Origin of the sequence: Streptomyces pseudovenezuelae (assembly GCF_001513955.1) — a bacterium.
In the GTDB taxonomy this organism is placed as follows: domain Bacteria; phylum Actinomycetota; class Actinomycetes; order Streptomycetales; family Streptomycetaceae; genus Streptomyces; species Streptomyces pseudovenezuelae.
The window spans coordinates 148,926-166,353 of sequence record NZ_KQ948151.1; the positions used below are offsets into that span (position 1 = coordinate 148,926).

The 17,428-nt window shown below is 68.3% G+C and carries 10 protein-coding genes and 6 pseudogenes; 9 read left to right on the plus strand and 7 right to left on the minus strand.

The genetic code is table 11. The annotated features are described in order from the left end of the window. Positions 1–114: 114 nt before the first annotated feature. From AQI94_RS46640 to AQI94_RS32500, 4 genes and pseudogenes are all read right to left on the minus strand, one after another. Complete coding sequence (locus AQI94_RS46640; protein ID WP_031044952.1) at positions 115–297, minus strand: hypothetical protein; 183 nt, start codon at positions 295–297, stop codon at positions 115–117. Between the two features lie 7 nt (positions 298–304). Beyond that, a pseudogene (locus tag AQI94_RS46645) lies at positions 305–1,333 on the minus strand (aldo/keto reductase). A 27-nt stretch (positions 1,334–1,360) separates the two neighbouring features. Continuing rightward, on the minus strand, positions 1,361–1,678 hold the full coding sequence (locus AQI94_RS46650; protein ID WP_051832181.1) for a hypothetical protein: 318 nt from the start codon (positions 1,676–1,678) through the stop codon (positions 1,361–1,363). 196 nt (positions 1,679–1,874) lie between these two features. Next, complete coding sequence (locus AQI94_RS32500; protein ID WP_031044954.1) at positions 1,875–3,344, minus strand: MFS transporter; 1,470 nt, start codon at positions 3,342–3,344, stop codon at positions 1,875–1,877. Between the two features lie 153 nt (positions 3,345–3,497). Between AQI94_RS32500 and AQI94_RS32505 the strand changes: the two genes are divergently transcribed. After that, a complete protein-coding gene (locus AQI94_RS32505) occupies positions 3,498–4,145 on the plus strand; it encodes a TetR/AcrR family transcriptional regulator (protein ID WP_031044956.1) in 648 nt (215 codons plus the stop codon). A gap of 154 nt (positions 4,146–4,299) precedes the next feature. Here the strand turns inward: AQI94_RS32505 and AQI94_RS32510 are convergent. Beyond that, a pseudogene (locus AQI94_RS32510) lies at positions 4,300–4,731 on the minus strand (TSUP family transporter); the annotation flags it as partial. Between AQI94_RS32510 and AQI94_RS32515 the strand changes: the two are divergent. Then, a pseudogene (locus AQI94_RS32515) lies at positions 4,731–4,961 on the plus strand (NAD(P)-dependent alcohol dehydrogenase); the annotation flags it as partial. The pseudogenes AQI94_RS32510 and AQI94_RS32515 overlap by 1 nt on opposite strands. A 74-nt stretch (positions 4,962–5,035) precedes the next feature. On the opposite strand, the gene AQI94_RS32520 reads toward AQI94_RS32515, so the two are convergent. Both AQI94_RS32520 and AQI94_RS32525 read right to left on the minus strand, forming a co-directional pair. Continuing rightward, entirely contained in the window at positions 5,036–6,067 is a 1,032-nt protein-coding gene (locus tag AQI94_RS32520) for a C40 family peptidase (protein ID WP_079062574.1), read from the minus strand. Between the two features lie 785 nt (positions 6,068–6,852). Then, positions 6,853–7,859: pseudogene (locus AQI94_RS32525) on the minus strand (ABC transporter substrate-binding protein). A 43-nt stretch (positions 7,860–7,902) separates the two neighbouring features. Here AQI94_RS32525 and AQI94_RS32530 point away from each other — a divergent pair. The 7 genes and pseudogenes from AQI94_RS32530 to AQI94_RS32555 all read left to right on the plus strand — a co-directional run bounded on the left by AQI94_RS32530 (position 7,903) and on the right by AQI94_RS32555 (position 17,358). After that, positions 7,903–8,781, plus strand: coding sequence for a glycoside hydrolase family 16 protein (locus tag AQI94_RS32530; protein WP_051832831.1), 879 nt, complete (start codon positions 7,903–7,905; stop codon positions 8,779–8,781). A 166-nt stretch (positions 8,782–8,947) separates the two neighbouring features. Further along, positions 8,948–11,098, plus strand: a complete 2,151-nt coding sequence (locus AQI94_RS32535) for a glycoside hydrolase family 9 protein (protein ID WP_078902931.1) — start codon at positions 8,948–8,950, stop codon at positions 11,096–11,098. Continuing rightward, positions 11,091–11,438 (plus strand): cation:proton antiporter domain-containing protein, encoded by a 348-nt coding sequence (locus AQI94_RS32540; protein WP_031057707.1) that lies wholly within the window; start codon positions 11,091–11,093, stop codon positions 11,436–11,438. The genes AQI94_RS32535 and AQI94_RS32540 overlap by 8 nt, the downstream gene beginning before the upstream one ends. 421 nt (positions 11,439–11,859) lie before the next feature. After that, positions 11,860–12,636 (plus strand): annotated as a pseudogene (locus tag AQI94_RS46745) (poly(ethylene terephthalate) hydrolase family protein); the annotation flags it as partial. Between the two features lie 94 nt (positions 12,637–12,730). Continuing rightward, a pseudogene (locus AQI94_RS43430) lies at positions 12,731–12,904 on the plus strand (ricin-type beta-trefoil lectin domain protein); the annotation flags it as partial. Between the two features lie 510 nt (positions 12,905–13,414). Next, entirely contained in the window at positions 13,415–14,641 is a 1,227-nt protein-coding gene (locus AQI94_RS32550; protein WP_225890341.1) for an RICIN domain-containing protein, read from the plus strand. Positions 14,642–15,915: 1,274 nt separating this feature from the next. Continuing rightward, positions 15,916–17,358 (plus strand): non-reducing end alpha-L-arabinofuranosidase family hydrolase, encoded by a 1,443-nt coding sequence (locus AQI94_RS32555; protein WP_208611872.1) that lies wholly within the window; start codon positions 15,916–15,918, stop codon positions 17,356–17,358. Positions 17,359–17,428 lie beyond the last annotated feature (70 nt).

The window sequence follows — 17,428 nt, forward strand, 5'->3', positions numbered from 1 at the left end:
CGTAGCGCTGCACGGAGTCGAGGTCGCGGAAGTTCTGTTCACCGCCGTCGTCGTTGAGCACGCGGGCGCCGATACAGCCGTAGCGGTGACGGGAGGGCTCCACCCGGTCGTCGATCAGTGGGAACTGTGCGAATCGGGCTTGAGCACCCGCTCCTCGAAGGCCTTGCCGTCCTCGGCGGAGTAGTCCACCTTCCAGCGGGTGATCCGGCGTACGGTCTTGGTGAGGTCCCGCTCCTCGCCGAGGGTGTCGGGGTACATGAACGACGCGGTCTGCGCCTCGGGGACGCAGCCGTTCATTCTGATGTCAGCGGCGCCGCTGGTCGGCCCGCAACTCGAAGTCTCCGTAGCTGTTGTCGACCGGGTTGACCGTGACGCCCGGGCGACGATCTCGTCGATGGCGTCGATGGCGTCGAGGTCGTCGGAGGGCAGGGAGATGTCGGCAGCGGGCAGGAACGCCTCCAGCTGCTCCATGGTGCGAGGCCCGATGATCGCCGAGGTGACACCGGGGTGGTTGATGACGAAGGCGACGGCGAGTTCGATCAGGGACATGCCGGCCTTCTCCGCCAGGACAGCGAGCTGTTCGACGGCGTCGGGCTTGCGCTGGTTGGCGGGGGTGTCCATGTCGAAGCGGGGCCTGGGGGCGGGCGGCGGAGGCGGGTCCCTCGGTGGCATTTTTGCGGTAGCGGCCCGAGAGCCAGCCGCCGGAGAGCGGGCTGTAGGTGAGGGTGCCCATGCCGCGGCGGCGAACGGTGGGCAGCACGTCCTCTTCGACGCCGCGGACGAGGATCGAGTAAGGCGGCTGGCTCGGTGACGAAGCGCTCCAGGTTCCGCTCGTGCGAGGTCCACTCGGCTTCGACGATCTGCGAGCCGGAGTAGGAGGACGAGCCGATGTAGCGGACCTTGCCCTGGCGGACGAGGTCGGTGAGGGCGCCGAGCGTCTCAGAGACGTCTGTGTCGGCGCTGGGGCGGTGGACCTGGTAGAGGTCGATGTGGTCGGTGCCGAGCCGCCGCAGGGAGTTCTCGACCGCGCGGATGATCCAGCGCCGCGAACCGCCCCGCTGGTTGGGGTCGTTCTGGTCCATCGGCATGAAGAACTTGGTGGCCAGGAAGACGTACTCGCGGCGGCGCTTCAGCGCCTTGCCGACAGTCTCCTCCGAGACGCCGGCGGAGTAGACGTACGCGGTGTCGACGAAATTGATGCCCGCGTCGAGGGCGCGGTGGATGATCCGGATCGAGTCGCTCTCGTCCTCGTCGCCCCAGGGCCGAACATCATCGCGCCCAGGCACAGCGGGCTGACCTGGACGCCGGTACGGCCCAGCGGTCGGTACTGCATGGAGGGTTCTCCCTTTTTGCATGGGGTTCAGTCGTTGCCGGAGGGCACGACCGTGCCGGTGGTCGTCCAGCTCGCCAGTAGGTTCTCCGCACTGGAGCGCCCCGACGAGATGGCGCGGATCCTGCTCGACGCCGCCTGACCCCAAACGATCGGCACCCCCCGCCCATCCCCGTCCAGACATTCGAGCTCCCCGACGAGGAACGTTGTGACCGCCTTCAGGATCGCCACGTCCTCACCCAGCCGACGGATCTGCGACCGCAGCCGACGGATCTCCTTGTTCTCCTCGATCGTGCCCTCGGGCGCCTCGCCGCGGTCAATCTCGGCCTGGGCGACCCAGCGCCACAACGACTTCTGCCTACCTCGACCTGCTTGGACATCGTCAGGACCGCCGCGGTATCTGGTCGGGTACTCGGCACGGTGCTACGGCACCAGCCGGACGGCTCGGACCCTCAGCTCGGGATCCACCTTCTTTGGCATGACATGCATCCTTCCAACTCGGAAAGATGCGAGAACAAACCGGCTCCTAGCTGGTCCTCGCAGTTCAGTTGGCCTCCTGAGCAGGGTGCTCCTCGACGGAGCGGGAGTCGGTGAGGCTCAGTGCACCGCCTGCGGCGATCAGCCCTACGACGACGGCGAGCAGCGCGTAGGTGACGCGCTCGCCGTGGAAGAAGGAGGCGACCAGGTCGCTGCTCCAGGTACCGGCGGGGAGCTGGGTGGTGACGAGAGCGGCGATCAGGGTGCCGACGACCGCGGTGCCCACGCTGGAGCCGACTTCCTGGGCGGTGTCGTTGAGGGCGGCGCCGATGGAGGTGCGGTTGCTGGGCATCGCGTCGACGAGGGCAACCGCGCAGATCGTCATGACGGTGCGCAGTCCTACGGTCATGAGGACCATACAGACGGCGATGGCGGCGTATCCGTGGTCGACGGCCCAGGAGAGCCCGGCCAGGGCTCCGGCCAGACAGGCGGCGCCCACCAGGCAGGCGATGCGGTGGCCGAAGCGGCGGGCGAGCCACTCGGACAGGGGTGTGGCGGCCAGCATCGTCACGATGATCGGCAGGTTGGCCAGGCCCGCCCGGACCGGGCTCCAGCCGTAGGCGTACTGAAAGTGGAGGATCAGCCCGAACATCACGCTGGCCATCGCGATGGACGTACCGATCTGCGCGATGGCGGCGCCGCGGACCGTGCCGTTGGAGAACAGCTTCAGGTCGAGCATGGGGGCCTTGCTGCGCTGCTCGTGCCGGACGAACGCGACCGCCGCCGCGAGGGCGCCGCCGATCGACGCGAGGGTGACGGCGGAGAGCCATCCGTGCTCGACACCGCTGGTCAGGGAGTAGCAGGCGAGTCCGATGGCGGCGACGCTGAGGACGGCGCCAGGGATGTCGAGGGTGTCGTTGGTGAGGTCCTCGGGCCGGTCGGCGGGGACGCCGAGCCGGACGCCGATGCAGGCGATCACGGCGATGGGGGCGTTCACGACGAGCAGCCACTCCCAGCGGACATGGGCCAGGGCGGTGCCGCCGAGCAGAGGTCCGAGGACGAACCCGGACATGCCCACGATGATCATCACGGTCATGGCTCGCATCCGCAGGCCCTTGTCGTCGAACAGGCGGAAGACGAGTGAGTTCGTGATCGGAGCCATGGCCGCGGCGGCTATGCCGAGTGCGGCTCGCAGGGCGATGAGCTGGCCGGCTGTGGTGACGAGTACGACGCAGAGGCTGAGCGAGCCGAAGACGGCGAGCCCGATGAGCAGGACGCGGCGTCGCCCGAGCCGGTCGGCCATGGATCCGGCGGTGAGCAGGAGTCCGCCAAAGGTCAGTGAGTAGGCGCCGGTGACCCATTGCAGCGCGGTGGTGCCGCTGCCGAGATCGCGGCCGATCGTGGGCAGGGCGATCGACAGCAGCGTGTTGTCGACCATCTCGACGAAGAAGGCCAGGCAGAGGGCGGCGAGGGGAATCCACGCGGCGCGTAGGGACGGATAGGTGCGTGCGGGTGAGTGCAACGTTGCGGTGGTCATGACGGGCTCCGATCGAACAGCGTTTGGTTATCGAACAACGTACGATGCGGTACGATAGAACAACGTTCGATGCGATGCAAGACGCGAAGGGATCAAGCCGTGACACGCCAGCAGAGCCGCTCCGGCGGGGGACGCCGCCGGGCCTCGCACTCCATGGAGTCGGTCCTGGAAGAGGCGGTGGCCCTGCTCGACGAGGCGGGAGCGCCAGCCCTGACCTTCCGAGCCCTGGCCCAGCGCCTGGGCGGCGGCGTCGCCAGCATCTACTGGTACGTCGCCAACAAGGACGAGCTGCTCGACCTCGCCGCCGACCACGCCATGGGCCCCGTCCTGGCCGACGTCGAGAAGCTCCCCCGGAGCGACGACCCGATCGACGATCTCCGCGTCATGGCCATCACTCTGTTCGACGCGATCGTGCAACGCCCCTGGCTGAGCGCCTACTTCATGCGCAACACCAGCATCCAGACCCACACGTTGGGCCTGTACGAGAAGCTCGGCCAGCAGACCCTCCGTATGAACCTCACCGCGTCCCAGCGGTTCCACGCCGTGTCCGCCCTCGTCGGGGTCGTCGTCGGTTCCGCCGTCGACCTCGGACAGGAGCCGACCCAGGAGATGCTCGACGGCAACGTGGACCGCGACGAGTACCTCCACCGCGTCGCCCAGGACTGGCGGGACCTTGACCCCCAGGAGTTCCCGTTCGTGCACGAGATCGTCGACGAGTTCGACGGCCACGACGACGTCGACCAGTTCCGCTCCGCCCTGGAACTGACCCTGACGGGCCTGCGCCTGCAAGCCGGGGCGTGACGGCCGCCCGGGCGCGGACCAGCTGGTGCCGGACCACCGACTTCGGCCGACAGGACAACAGACAGCGCAACACCGTCGAGCGGGGCATCAACTGCTTGGCTCCGCGCAGCAAAGGGACAGCGCTTCCAGTGCACACGGGCCGAACCGGGCTCGGTCAGCGCCAGATCTGGACCACGTACATGGCGCCGATGCCGGTGGCGAGGTCGGGGAGCAGCAGCCGAAGCGCGGTCTCGGGCGGGAGCGGCTGGATACGGGCACCGAGGTAGCCGCCGACCAGGCCCCAGAGCCCGCAGCACAGGCCCAGCGGCCCATCGGGGGCGACGTCACCGGTGGCCGCAAGGGAGAGCGGCGCGTAGGTGATCGCGCCGACCACGGACGTCACGAAAGTGGAGGCCAGAGCAGCGGGCGCAACGGTGGCCACCGGCGCTCCGCGGCCGACGAGAATCGGGCCGAACAGGGAGCCGCCCCCGATCCCGAAGATGCCCCCAGCGACGCCGACAGCCAGCGCCAGCGCCAGTGACATCGCCGCGCGGGGCTTCGGCTCGCGGCGGGCATGGGCCGGTGCCAGGCACACGGTCCGCAGCCATCGGCGGCGGCAGCCTACCGGTCGGCTTCGGCACCCTGCCCTTCGCGGTGTCCGTCACCGCGCCCTACTGGGGCAGCCGCGGTGAGCTGATCGAGGTGCTGGGCCTGGCTCGCTCGGGCGCGGTCTCGGTGCACACCGAGACGTACTCGCTGGACGAGGCACCCCTGGCCTACGAGCGCCTGCCCGCCGGAAAGATCAACGGCAGGGCCGTCATCCTCCCCCACGGCTGAGCCACGCAAGCCGCGGACCCCTGCACACGCACGCGTGCAGGGCTCCGCTTCCGTCCAGACGGGACCGGACTTCGTCAGCCGACGACGCGTACGCCGAACTGGAACGAACCGATGGTGCTCATCGACTCGTAGCGGACATAGGCACCCGGGTAAGGCGCGTGCAACACCTGGCCGTTGCCCGCGTAGAGCCCGACGTGCTCAGTGTTGTTGAAGAAGACGAGGTCGCCGGGCTTGAGCGCGCTCATGCCGATGTGGGCTCCGTCGTTGACCTGGGTGTAGGTGACCCGGGATATCTTCACGCCTGCCTGCGCGTACGCCCACTGCGTGAGGCCCGAGCAGTCATAGGAGTTGGGGCCCGTTCCGCCGCGGGCGTACGGCTTGCCGACCTGCGAGGCGGCCGCGCTCAGGGCTGAGGCGCCGAACGGGGAGGCGGCCACCTCGCCGCCGAGGTCGACGCGGCTCGCGGCGGAGCGGCTGGCGCGCTGCTCGGCGTCGGCGATCTCCTGACGCTCCGCGGCGGTCAGCGAGTTCAGCAGCGCCTGCGCCTTCCTGAGCTTGGCCTGGATCTCCTTCTTCTTCTCACCGAGCGTGGTGCGGGCCACGGCGAGGTTCTTGAGCTTCTCCGAGGCCTCCGTGCGCTCCTGCGCCAGCTCCCGCTGCTTCGCCTGCACCCTCTTGAGCGACTCCACCTGCTGCGCGGACAGTGACTCGAGCGTGGACGCCTGGTCGAGGTAGTCGTCCGGGTCGGCGGAGAGGAAGAGCTGGAGCGAGGGATCGATACCGCCGGAACGGTACTGCTCACTGGCCATCGAACCGAGCTGCGAGCGCAGTTCGTTGAGCTCGCCCTGCTCACGGGCGACCTTGTCCTGGAGCAGACCGATCTCCTTCTCCAGCTTGTCCTGCTTCTCCTGCGCCTCGTCGTACTGGTTGGTGGCGCGCTCCGTCTCTTCGTAGAGCTTGTCGACCTTCTCCTTGACCTCGGCCTTGGTGGCCTTGGGGGCCGCGTTGGCGGACTGGGAGGCCAGGGCCACGGCAGCGGCGGCGGTCGCGGTCAGTACGGTCACGCGGGCTCGGCCGGGCTGTTTCGGTCGACGGTGGGACGCCACGAAGACGAACTCCTTCTTCCTCCAACCACCCGCCGTCACCCGCCTGTTGCGAGCGACCCTCGCAACGAGGGGTCCAGGTCACACTAGTGATCTTCCTGTGACCAAATCAAAGAATGTTGTGCACAACTCCGGTCATGTTCCCCATCGTTCACGTACAAAGTGCTCACAGCTCGCGGAAAGGCTACTCACCGTAGTCATGGCGATACCCGAATGCCAGTCTCACGCGTCCAACCTCCAGTACGTGAGTGAGAATCCGGCTGGGGCTGACCGTGTTCGGCTGCCTGCTCATCGCCGGGTTCTTCGTGGGCCGTATCGCGGGTTTGTGACGCCGGACGCCTGCGACCGGGTCGACCGCCGATTGACGAACGCCTTCAGGCTGGCGGCGTGGACCGGCTCGGCGTCACCCTCGACCCGATGATCGCGGGCTTGGCGGCGACGTCACCGCCCTGCCGATGGCGGTGTCGGTGCTCGGGCTCGCCCTGTCGGCGGTGGTCTGCTTCGTGCTGCTGTGCCGTCCTCGGCGCCCCGCGCCAGACCCGTTGGGCCGGCGAAGGACGTTTCCGCTCACCGCCTCCACGTGATCGAGACCTCTGGCACTCGTGGACTACTGGCCTGCCGAGGGAGAACACCTCGCCCGCACACCCACTTCGGTCATGGACACCGCGATGCGGTCCGGGCGCCATACGTCCCCAGTGGAGATGTCTGCCGGCCCAATCGTCACGGCCACGGCGACCGACACGAGCAGCGCGGCAGTCCTCCGCTCGTCAACAGCAGCGTACGAAGGGTCACTTGGCGAGCCCGAAGTCACGCAGACCGGTTGCGACCTTCTCGATGCCCTCGGCCGTGCGGATGGACGGGTTCATTGCCTGTCCGCCCAGCAGGACGTACCGCTTCTTCTTGACGGCGGTCAGGTTTCGGGTGGCGGGGTTCGTCTCCAGGAAGCGGATCTTCGCCGCCGCGGTCTCGGCGGTCTGCTGCTTGCGCGTGAGGTCGCCGATCACGATGACGTCCGGGTCACGGTCCGCGACGGTCTCCCAGTTGACCTGGGGCCACTCGTCGTCGGTGTCAGCGAAGCCGTTCTTCGCTCCGACGGCGGGGGTGATGGCGCCGGGCGCTCCGCAGCAGCCCGCGAGGTAGGGCGATTGGAAGTTGGCGAACCAGTACATGTGGGAGACGTCGGAGGCGTCCACGTCGGCGGTGGCCTTGCGTACCCGCTCCTTGAGCGCGGCGACCAGCTGGTCGCCGCGCGCGTCGACGCCGAACGCCGGTGCCAGGGCACGTATCTCGCCGTACACCGCGTCGAGTGTCAGGGGCTTGCTGCGGGATCCGTCACCGCCACTGACGTTCTCCTTGCCCTCGGAGCAGTCGGAGGGCGGGACGTAGGTGGGTACGCCGAGTTTCTCGAACTGTGCCGGGTGGCGATCCCGCCCTTGTCGAGCGTGGAGACGAAGGAGGAGGTGACGAAGTCCGGTTCGGCGTCCAGGACTTTCTCGAAGGACGGGTTGTTGCCGGGGAGGCCGGGCACGGTGGCGTTGGACTTCGCGAGGTTCTTCAGCACCGGGTCGGTCCAGGTGGCCGGGGGCGACGAACTGCCGTCACCGATGCCGTGCCAGGCTGTCACCGATGACATCAGGGTTCGTGATGCCCGGCCAGACCGCTTCCCGGGCAGTTCGGGGTGATAGTGGTGCCGTCCGATCCCGCGGGCGGGCGGCGCCCTGCCTTCGACGGGCGGCCGGCCGGCCGGGAGGGTGCCCCTGCCGCGGGTCCCGGATCGGCCAGGAACTCGTCTCATCCACCCCCGCGAACCCGTCTCCGCGCCCCGATCAGGAGTCCCCTTGCGCCTTGTTGTCCCCGGCCGCCGGCACACCCCAACGCGCCTGGCCGTCGGTGTGCTGCTCACCGCGCTGCTGCTCTCCTGCTCCGCGGCGCCGTCCGGCGACTCGCGGTCCGCGCCGAAGGGCTGGCGGCTGACATGGTCCGACGAGTTCTCCGGAGCGGCGGGGCTGGCACCCGACCCCGACAAGTGGGTCCACGACGCCGGCGGAGAACCGCAGTGGGGCAACAAGGAATGGCAGTACTACACCGACAGAACCCGGAACGCGGCCACCGACGGTGACGGTCACCTCGTCATCACCGCGCGCCGCGAGGAACTGCCGGGCATGGGCCACTGTCCGTCCGGCACCTGCGACATCACGTCGGCCCGGCTGACGACGAAGGGCACCTTCTCACAGACGTACGGAAGGATCGAGGCGCGCATCAGGGTTCCGGAGGACGGCCCCTTTCTGCCCGCCTTCTGGATGATGGGCGACAACGACTCCACGACGTCGTGGCCCGGGAACGGTGAGATCGACGTCATGGAGGTCGCGGGCGGTGAACCGGACACCGTCTACGGCACCGTCCACGGACCCGGCTACGGCGACGAGGGGATCGGCGGACATCGCACGCTCCCGGACGGAGAACACTTCTCCGACGCCTTCCACACCTACGGCGTGGAATGGGACAGGAACCGCATCACCTGGTCCGTCGACGGCCACGCGTATCACGCCGACAGGCGAGCGTCCCACGGCGCCGGACGGAAGTGGGTCTTCGACCACGACTTCTATCTGCTGCTCAACCTCGCCGTCGGCGGCGAGTGGCCCGGCCCCGTCCTCAAGTCGACCCCGTTCCCCGTCCGGATGCTGACGGACTGGGTCCGCGTGTACGAACGCGCCTGAACGCGGCGGCCCGGAGCTCTCCTTCGCCCGCCCTGGACCACCAGGACCCGTGAGCAAAGTTCTCCCACCTCGCTCCAGCGGATTGACGCGTAGGCATGACCATGCCACGCTCCGTGTTTGGGAGCGCTCCCATCCCCCACCGCATCCCCTTCCCCAGGAGCCGCTCATGTCCGCGTTCGACTCAGTACGTCGCCATGGCAGACCCCTCACCACCGCCCTGCTGGCGAGTTCGCTCCTTCTCGGCGGCCTGCTGGCAACCCCGGCAGCCGCCGCGGGGACCACGGCGGTCCGGGTCAACCAGGTCGGCTACCTGCCGGACGGCCCCAAGCGCGCGACGGTCGTCACGAGCAGCACCCAGACCCTCACCTGGCAGTTGCGCAACGCCTCCGGCACGGTGGTCGCCTCCGGCTCCACGGTTTCGCGCGGCGCAGACGCCCCCTCCGGCCAGTCCGTGCAGCTGGCGGATTTCTCGTCGTACCAGGGGACGGGTACGGGTTACGTCCTGTCGGTGGACGGCCGCGACAGCGACCCGTTCGACATCCGCGCCAATCTCTACGACGGGCTGCGTTCGGACGCGATGGCGTTCTTCTATCACCAGCGCAGCGGCGTCGCCATCGACCCCTCCCTGGCCGGCTCCGCCTACGCCCGCCCCGCCGGGCACCTCGGTGTCTCACCGAACAAGGGCGACACCTCCGTGCCGTGCCAGTCCGGGGTGTGCGACTACACCCAGGACGTCCGGGGCGGCTGGTACGACGCGGGCGACCAGGGCAAGTACGTCGTCAACGGCGGCATCTCCACCTGGCTGGTCGTCAACTCCTTCGAGCGGGCCAAGCGCGCCGGCACGGACACGGCGCTGGGTGACTCGACCCTGCGCGTGCCCGAGCGCGGCAACGGCGTTCCCGACGTCCTGGACGAGGCGCGCTGGGAGCTGGAGTTCCTGATGCGGATGCAGGTGCCCGCGGGCAGGCCGTACGCCGGGATGGCCTTCCACAAGATCCACGACGCCGCCTGGACCGGTATCCCTACCCGCCCCGACCAGGACGCCCAACCCCGCGAACTGCACCGGCCCTCCACCGCCGCGACCCTCAACCTCGCGGCTGCCGCCGCGCAGTGCGCCCGTGTCTTCCGGCCCTACGACTCCGCCTTCGCCGACCGCTGTCTGGCGGCCGCCCGCAGGGCGTGGACCGCGGCGCAGGCCAACCCCTCCATGTACGCGCCCGATTCGGACGGCACGGGCGGTGGCGCCTACGGCGACGGCCAGGTCACCGACGAGTTCTACTGGGCGGCCGCCGAGTTGTACGCGACGACCGGGGAGAGCACCTACCGGGACGCGGTCACCTCCTCCTCCTGGCACACCTCCGCCGGCGCCTTCACCCCCTACGGCTTCGGCTGGGCGGACACGGCCGCGCTCGGCCGGATCACCCTGGCCACCGTCCCCAACGGGCTGCCCGCCTCCGACCTGGCCCGTATCCGCTCCTCGGTGGTCTCGGCGGCCGACGGCCACCTGTCCACGATGGCCGGGCAGGGCTACGCGGTGCCGATCCCCAAGGACGGGTACTTCTGGGGCTCCAACAGCGAGGCCGCCGACAACGCGGTGGTCATGGCGGTCGCCGGGGAGTTGACCGGTGACGCGCGCTACCGCGCCGCAGTGCTGGAGTCGATGGACTACCTGCTCGGCCGCAACGCCCTCGGGCAGTCCTACGTGACCGGCTACGGCGAGAGGTCCTCGCACAACCAGCATCACCGCTTCTGGGCCCACCAGTTGGACGCCTCACTGCCCAACCCGCCGGCAGGCTCCCTCGCGGGCGGCCCCAACAGCGCGCTGCAGGACCCGGTGGCACAGGAGAAGCTGGCCGGATGCGCGCCCGCCGCCTGCTACATCGACGACATCGGCTCGTACTCCACCAACGAGGTGGCGATCAACTGGAACGCCCCGCTGGCCTGGCTGGCCGCCTACGCCGCCGATCGCCCGGCCGGCGACGGCGGCGGTCCGCAGCCGACGGCGTCCTGCGCGGTGACGTACAAGGTGGACAACGCCTGGAGCGACGGCTTCACCGCGACCGTCACCCTCAAGAACACGGGCACCTCCGCGGTGGACGGATGGCGGCTGACCTGGAGCTACCCGGGCGGCCAGCGCGTGACCAGCGCCTGGAACGCGACCGTCACCCAGTCGGGCGCCGACGTCGTGGCGCGCAACGCCGACTGGAACCGCGCCATCGCGCCCGGCGCGACGGTGAGCTTCGGGGTGCAGGGCTCTCTCAACGGAAGCAACCCGTCCCCCACCGCCTTCGCACTCGACGGAGGCGTCTGTGACTGACCGGCGCCCCTGGGTTCCGTTCTTCTTCGGCAACGCCGTGGTGCTCGCCGTGGGCGAGGGCATCGGCTGGCCCACCATCGTGCTCTGCGCCGCCGCGCTCACCGTCGTGCGCATCCTCCCGGTCATGCTCGCCTTCCTCGGCTCGACGTTCACCTGGCGAGAACGGCTCATGGTCGGCGCGCTCGGACCACGCGGCACTACTTGCCTCGTGTTCGGCCTGCTCGCGTTCAACGCTCTGGGGCGGGGTTTCGGCCGGTTTATTGGCGACAGCCGCTTGTCCGGCAAGGCTGTTCTCGATCGGGGTGCCGGAACACCACGTTGCGGTTCGGGGCGATGCTGACCTGCGGCGTCTCACGTCGCCCGCCTGACGTTCACATCGAGCCGCCGTTCGCCACGCCCGCAAGGGCGGTGCTGCGGCCGTCGGTCAGGACATGGGATCTCCGTGGGGCAGATCGACTGTCCTGATCGCCTTCCTCGTTTCACTGCGAGCGCGAACAGTCCATTGAAGTCGGCGCATTGCTATGGCATCTTCACCCCGCAGTGGACTCGGGCGCGCCACACATCCCATCACTGACGTGCTCGGTCTGATCGCACTTCATTGCGCACGCCCACATGCAAGCACTCTCGCTACTCCCATCGAGAGGTTCACCATGCCGATGTCGAGATCAACGCCAGGACGCGCCAAAGCGGGGAGGGCGGGAACGAGGCGGTGGCCGCGGTGGATGGCGGCGGTGGCAGCCGTCGCGGCGGTCGTCGCTGCGATGTTCTTGGTATCACCGGCGTCAGCCCTGCCGGCGTCAGGCGCCGCCAAGCCGCGGGCTGCCCAGAACAATCCGTACCAGCGCGGCCCTGATCCCACCGTGACCGGTATCGAGGCGTCGCGCGGTCCGTTCGCCACAGCGCAGATGGGTGTGGCGCCGGGCAACGGGTTCAACGGCGGAGCGATCTACTACCCGACGGACACCGGCCTGGGCACGTGGGGAGCGTTGGCGATCGTGCCGGGGTACACGGCGCGGTGCGCCGACGAGGAGGCGTGGATGGGGCCGTGGCTCTCCTCATTCGGGTTCGTGGTGATCTGCATCGAGACCAACAGCCGTACCGACGGGGCCGACGCGCGGGCCGCCGAACTGCTGGCGGGGCTGAAGTGGCTGACCACGCAGAGCCCGGTCAAGGCGGAGATCGACCCGAATCGGCTGTCCGTACTGGGGCACTCCGCGGGCGGAGCCGGAGCGATCATCGCGGCGGAACGCCAGCCGTCGCTGAAGGCGATGATCGGCCTTGCTCCGGGGTTCCCCGGCAATGGCCTGAGCATGGCCACCGACAGGGTGCCGAGTCTGGTCATCGGCGGCCAGAACGACACGGTCGTCACCCCGTCGTATCTCAGCGGTCTATACGCCACGCTGCCGGCCACCACGCAGAGCGGTTTCGCCCAGATCGCCGGAGCGGACCACGTGTATTACACCCGTCCGAACAACGTGGAGATGAAGCTGCTGATCCCGTGGCTGAAGGTGTTCGTGGACAAAGACACCCGCTACACACAGTTCCTCTGCCCGGCCCTGCCGGACCCCTCCACCGTCTCGGTCTACCAGCCCAAGTGCCCCTACGTGCCCCCGAGCGGCCCAACGACGCCTGATCTGGCCATGCAACGGCGGGTCGAACCAGCAGTGGGACGTGAACGCGAACGGCACGATCACCGGGGCACAGTCCGGGCTGTGCCTGGACGTGACCGGCGGGGCCACCGCGAACGGCGCCTTGGTCGAACTGTGGACCTGCAACGGCGGGGCCAACCAGCACTGGACACTCGGACAGCCCGATAAGCTGCGCCGCTTCACCCAGGCAACCCAAGGGCCAGGGCAAGTTCCCTGAAGACATCACGACCCACGACCGTCAGGGACCTGCGGCCGTACTTCGACAACCAGCGCGCGCTCTCGCGGGTTCCGCCTGAGTGACTTCTCGGCGCCCACCTGGAACTGCAACGTACGGACCAAACAGATGTGGACCCTCGGGTGGACCGCAGGAAACACGAATCCGCCCCATCACCCGGCGGCGAGCCTCCGAAGGGACTACACGCACAGAAGGGAGAACCCGATGGGAAACCCGATCGCCAATACACGGGGAAAGCCGGCCACGATGACCAGACTGCTGGCGGTGTTCGCACTCGCCGCAGGAATTCTGGCGGCCGGTCCGAACCAGGCACATGCTTCCACATCGCAGTTCAGAGGAGTGAACTGGGCCGATCAGAGAGACAACTTCGTCAACGGCGTACTGCACCCGTCCGGGCTCGGTGCGTCGGACACCTACTCATCGGCTTCCGCCGTGGCGGACCAGGTTGTTGGCCAGATGTACGCGGTGACGGGCGCCAACACCGTGCGCATGCCTGTCAACGAGCCCACTGTCGCCGACTACTGGACCACCTACACCGGGGCGATCGACACGGCCCTCACCAAGGGAAACGTGATCCTCGCCTACTGGGCGTACAGCGGCGGCAAGCCGGCGAGCACCGCCGGGTTCAACCAGATGTGGGACAAGATCGTACAGAAGTACGGCTCCAACCCCAACGCCTACTTCGAGGTCATCAACGAGCCGTACGGTTACAGCACGACCAGCCTGGACGACATGTACAGCGGCTGGTTGGCCAGGTACCCCTCCGTGCCGCGCTCCAGGGTGATCCTCGACGGCGCCGGGCTGGCCCAGGACGTCGCGGCAGTCGGTCGCGACAGCCGCCTGGACGGCACTTACCTGGCGGTGCACGACTATTCGTTCTTCGCGGGATACGAGGACGAGACCGAGTGGGCGAACCACCTCGCCGGCTACATCGGCGGATACGCCGCCCGCACGATCGCCACCGAGTGGGGCGGCCCGATGGGCCCGGGCAGCAAGAACGGCGTCCACTACAACACCATCGACTACAGCATTCCCAGTGGCTCGTTCTTCGCCGACTACGTCCGGGGTGTCAGCAGCGAACTGCGCAGCCTCGGCATGGGGAGCGTCTACTGGCCGGGCCTGCGTGACGGCGACTGGTACAGCCTGACCAGCAAGAGCGGCACCGGCTCGGACATCAAGCTGTCTTTGGTGAACGCCTCGGGACTGACCCGCCTGCAGTACGCCTGGGGGATAGGCAACGGCGGCGGCACATACGTGCGGATCACCAACGCCGCCACCGGCCTGTACATCGACGGAGAGGGCCGCACGGCCAGTGGGGCCACCGTCGGCGAAGCCAGCGGCAGCAGCAACCGGTACGAGCAGCAGTGGACCGTCGAGAACGATGGGCCCTACGTGCGCATCAAGAACCGGGCAACCGGCCTGTACCTGGACGGGGCGGGCCGCACCTCGGACGGATCCGCGCTCACCCAGTACGGTGACAGCAACAGCACGAGCCAGCAGTGGTCGGTCGTGACCGTCGCCGACAACGTGCGCATCAAGAACCGCACCACCGGCAAGTACATCGACGGCATGGGCCGCACCGGCAATGGATCTGATCTGGGCCAGTGGAGCGACAGCAACAGCACGAACCAGCAGTGGCGGATCGTAGCCGCCGGTTGACCACCACCCGCATCGCCTGCCGCGTACCAACGGCTAGCGCTTCCACCGGCGCCGGTACGTGGCAGGCGATGAACGCATACCACACAGGCTTGTCCATGATCAGCTCGATCCCCGCCCGGTGAGCCGCCCGCCCGTACGTGGCCGGTGTCCTTCCGACCGCACGACCGACCCCCGGTGGTGTTCCAGCTGCTGTCCGTCGCGGATCGTCGCGTAGTCCAGCTGGATGGTCGCGGTGGAGGCAGGTCCCTGGATCCGTGGGTGAGGGTATTGCGGGCCCAGTACAGGTGGTTGGTGGCCGGCGCGGTGCGCAGGCCAAGGCCGTTGTTGACGGACCACTTGTCGTGGTCCGGATTCTGGTTCCCTTCCCGCTTCGGTTTCACGGACCGGCGTCGAAGGTGTCGACGCCGGTCAGCGGGGTGACCTGGCGGGGCGGGGAGCGGCAGGACGGGGCTGGGGTACGACGTGCCCCAGCACGGCCTACACGTTGGACAACGGGCCGGCCGTGCCAGGCCTAACAGAAGGACCACGGCCGCGCGGCACAGGCGCGGGCGTGGCATGGTGCAGGTGATGTCACACGATGCTCCGGGAGGCGATCGGGGCTCGCCGCAAGAATGCCGCATGAGCCCTTCCAGGTCCGGCACTTCGTGTGCGGGGAGAGCCTTACTGGTACGGATGATGCGGGCGCTGTCATGCCCGGCATGTGCGCCATGCGCAAACGCTTCAGCCAGGCGTGTTCGGTACTGCGAACGTGAACCGATCCTTCGGACGGCACGGAGCCTAGGAGTTGAGAGCGGACAGCGCAAGATCCTAGATCGACCCATTCATGCCACGGCGAGGACTGGCGGATGGCCGGCGTGGTCCCGCTTCCGGGCGGTGATCCCGGTTCGGGATCGGACCCCGCCCACGGTGGATCTCACGCACCGACTCCACCCGTGGCCCCTCACACCCTCAACTTGGGCCGGGCGGCAACCTTTTCGGGAGCGGCGGCAACCGGTACTACAACCGCGCCCGTCCAAGCCCGCGCCGCTACCTGACCCTCATGTCAAAGACCCCGTACCACCACGGGACTTGAAGCCTCGTGGTTTCAGCTTGCGAACGTTTCTGGTCGCGAATCGTGTGAGAAGTATTGACGTCATTCATGGGATCTCTAGCATTCTCCTGCTCGATACTTCGACCTTTGTTCTGCATCTCGAACAAAGTCGTGCCATGTCGGCGTCTGGACAGCCCTTGACGGGGCGAACCGGAGTCGCTTGCTCAGGGATAACGAGGTCCTTATGCGCAGTCGCAGTTTCCGTCGCAGACGTCCGTCGGTGGTGTGCGCCGCCGTGGTTGCGGCGCTGGCCGCGTTGGCGGCGCTGCTCGTCGCCGGCCCGGCTCAGGCGGCCACCACCAGTGATGTGCGCGGCGTCGATTCCGGCCGGTGTCTCGATGTGGCGGGCTTCAGCCAGACCGACGGCGCGAACGTGCACATCTGGGACTGCCATGGTGGAGTCAACCAGCAGTGGACGTTGACGGACAGCAGCCAGCTGACCGTGTACGGCAGCAAGTGTCTGGACGTCCGGGGCGGCGCCACCACGTCCGGGACCCCGGTGCAGATCTGGACGTGCAACGGCAGTGACAACCAGCAGTGGCGGGTGAACCCCGACGGCACGATCGTCGGAGTGCGGTCCGGGCTGTGCCTGGAAGCCGCGGGCTGGGGCAAGACCAACGGCACAGGAGTGCAGATCTGGTCGTGCCACGGCGGCACCAACCAGAAGTGGACCGGCCTGTCAGGGGCGAACAACGTGTGTGCTCTTCCGTCGACGTACCGCTGGACATCGACCGGCCCGCTGGCGGAGCCGAAGGCGGGGTGGGCCTCGCTCAAGGACTTCACCAGCGTCGTCTCCAACGGCAAGCACATCGTCTATGCCACGACGCACAACACCCTCGCCGGTGACGAGGGGCGCTGGGGACTGACGACCTTCAGCCCGTTCACGAACTGGTCCGACATGGCCACCGCCACCCAGAACACGATTCCCTTCGACGGCATCGCGCCGACGCTGTTCTACTTCGCCCCGAAGAACCTCTGGGTACTCGCCTACAACGGGGGTTGGCCCTACAGCTTCTCCTACCGCACCTCAAGTGACCCCACCAATCCCAACGGCTGGGGCCCGCAGCAGGAGCTGTTCACGGGCACCCTCCCGAAGGGGGGTCCCCTCGATGTGACCCTCATCGGCGACGACACGAACATGTACATGTTCTTCGCCAACGACGAGGGCGACATCTACCGGTCCAGCATGCCCATCGGCAACTTCCCGGGCACCTTCGGCTCGGTCACGAAGATCATGAGCGACACGGCGCTCAACCTGTTCGAGGCACCGGAGGTCTACAAGGTCCAGGGTCAGAACCAGTACCTCATGATCGTCGAGGCCCAGAACTACACAGGATACGGCCGCTACTTCCGCTCGTTCACGGCCACCAGCCTCGGCGGCACGTGGACACCGCAGGCCGGGGCCGACACGGTGACCAGCCCCTTCGCCGGCAGCGCCAACAGCGGCGCGACGGCCTGGACCAGGGACATCAGCCACGGCGATCTGGTTCGCACCAACCCCGACCAGACCAAGACCATCGACCCCTGCAACCTGCAGTTCCTCTACCAGGGGCGCGACCCCAGCACCGACGGCGGGGACTACGGCCTCCTGCCCTACCGGCCAGGGGTACTGACACTGCAGCGCTAGCCGGTGGCATGACACAGGTCCGGCTCCGGTGTTCCTGACGTTCGCGGGCAACGACGCACCCCGAACCGGG

Excerpts from the sequence above, each read along its gene's own strand:
- AQI94_RS46640 (WP_031044952.1), bottom strand. The coding sequence starts at position 297 with ATGAACGGCTGCGTCCCCGAGGCGCAGACCGCGTCGTTCATGTACCCC.
- AQI94_RS32500 (WP_031044954.1), bottom strand. The coding sequence starts at position 3,344 with ATGACCACCGCAACGTTGCACTCACCCGCACGCACCTATCCGTCCCTA.
- AQI94_RS32505 (WP_031044956.1), top strand. The coding sequence starts at position 3,498 with ATGGAGTCGGTCCTGGAAGAGGCGGTGGCCCTGCTCGACGAGGCGGGA.
- AQI94_RS32535 (WP_078902931.1), top strand. The coding sequence starts at position 8,948 with ATGTCCGCGTTCGACTCAGTACGTCGCCATGGCAGACCCCTCACCACC.
- AQI94_RS32555 (WP_208611872.1), top strand. The coding sequence starts at position 15,916 with ATGCGCAGTCGCAGTTTCCGTCGCAGACGTCCGTCGGTGGTGTGCGCC.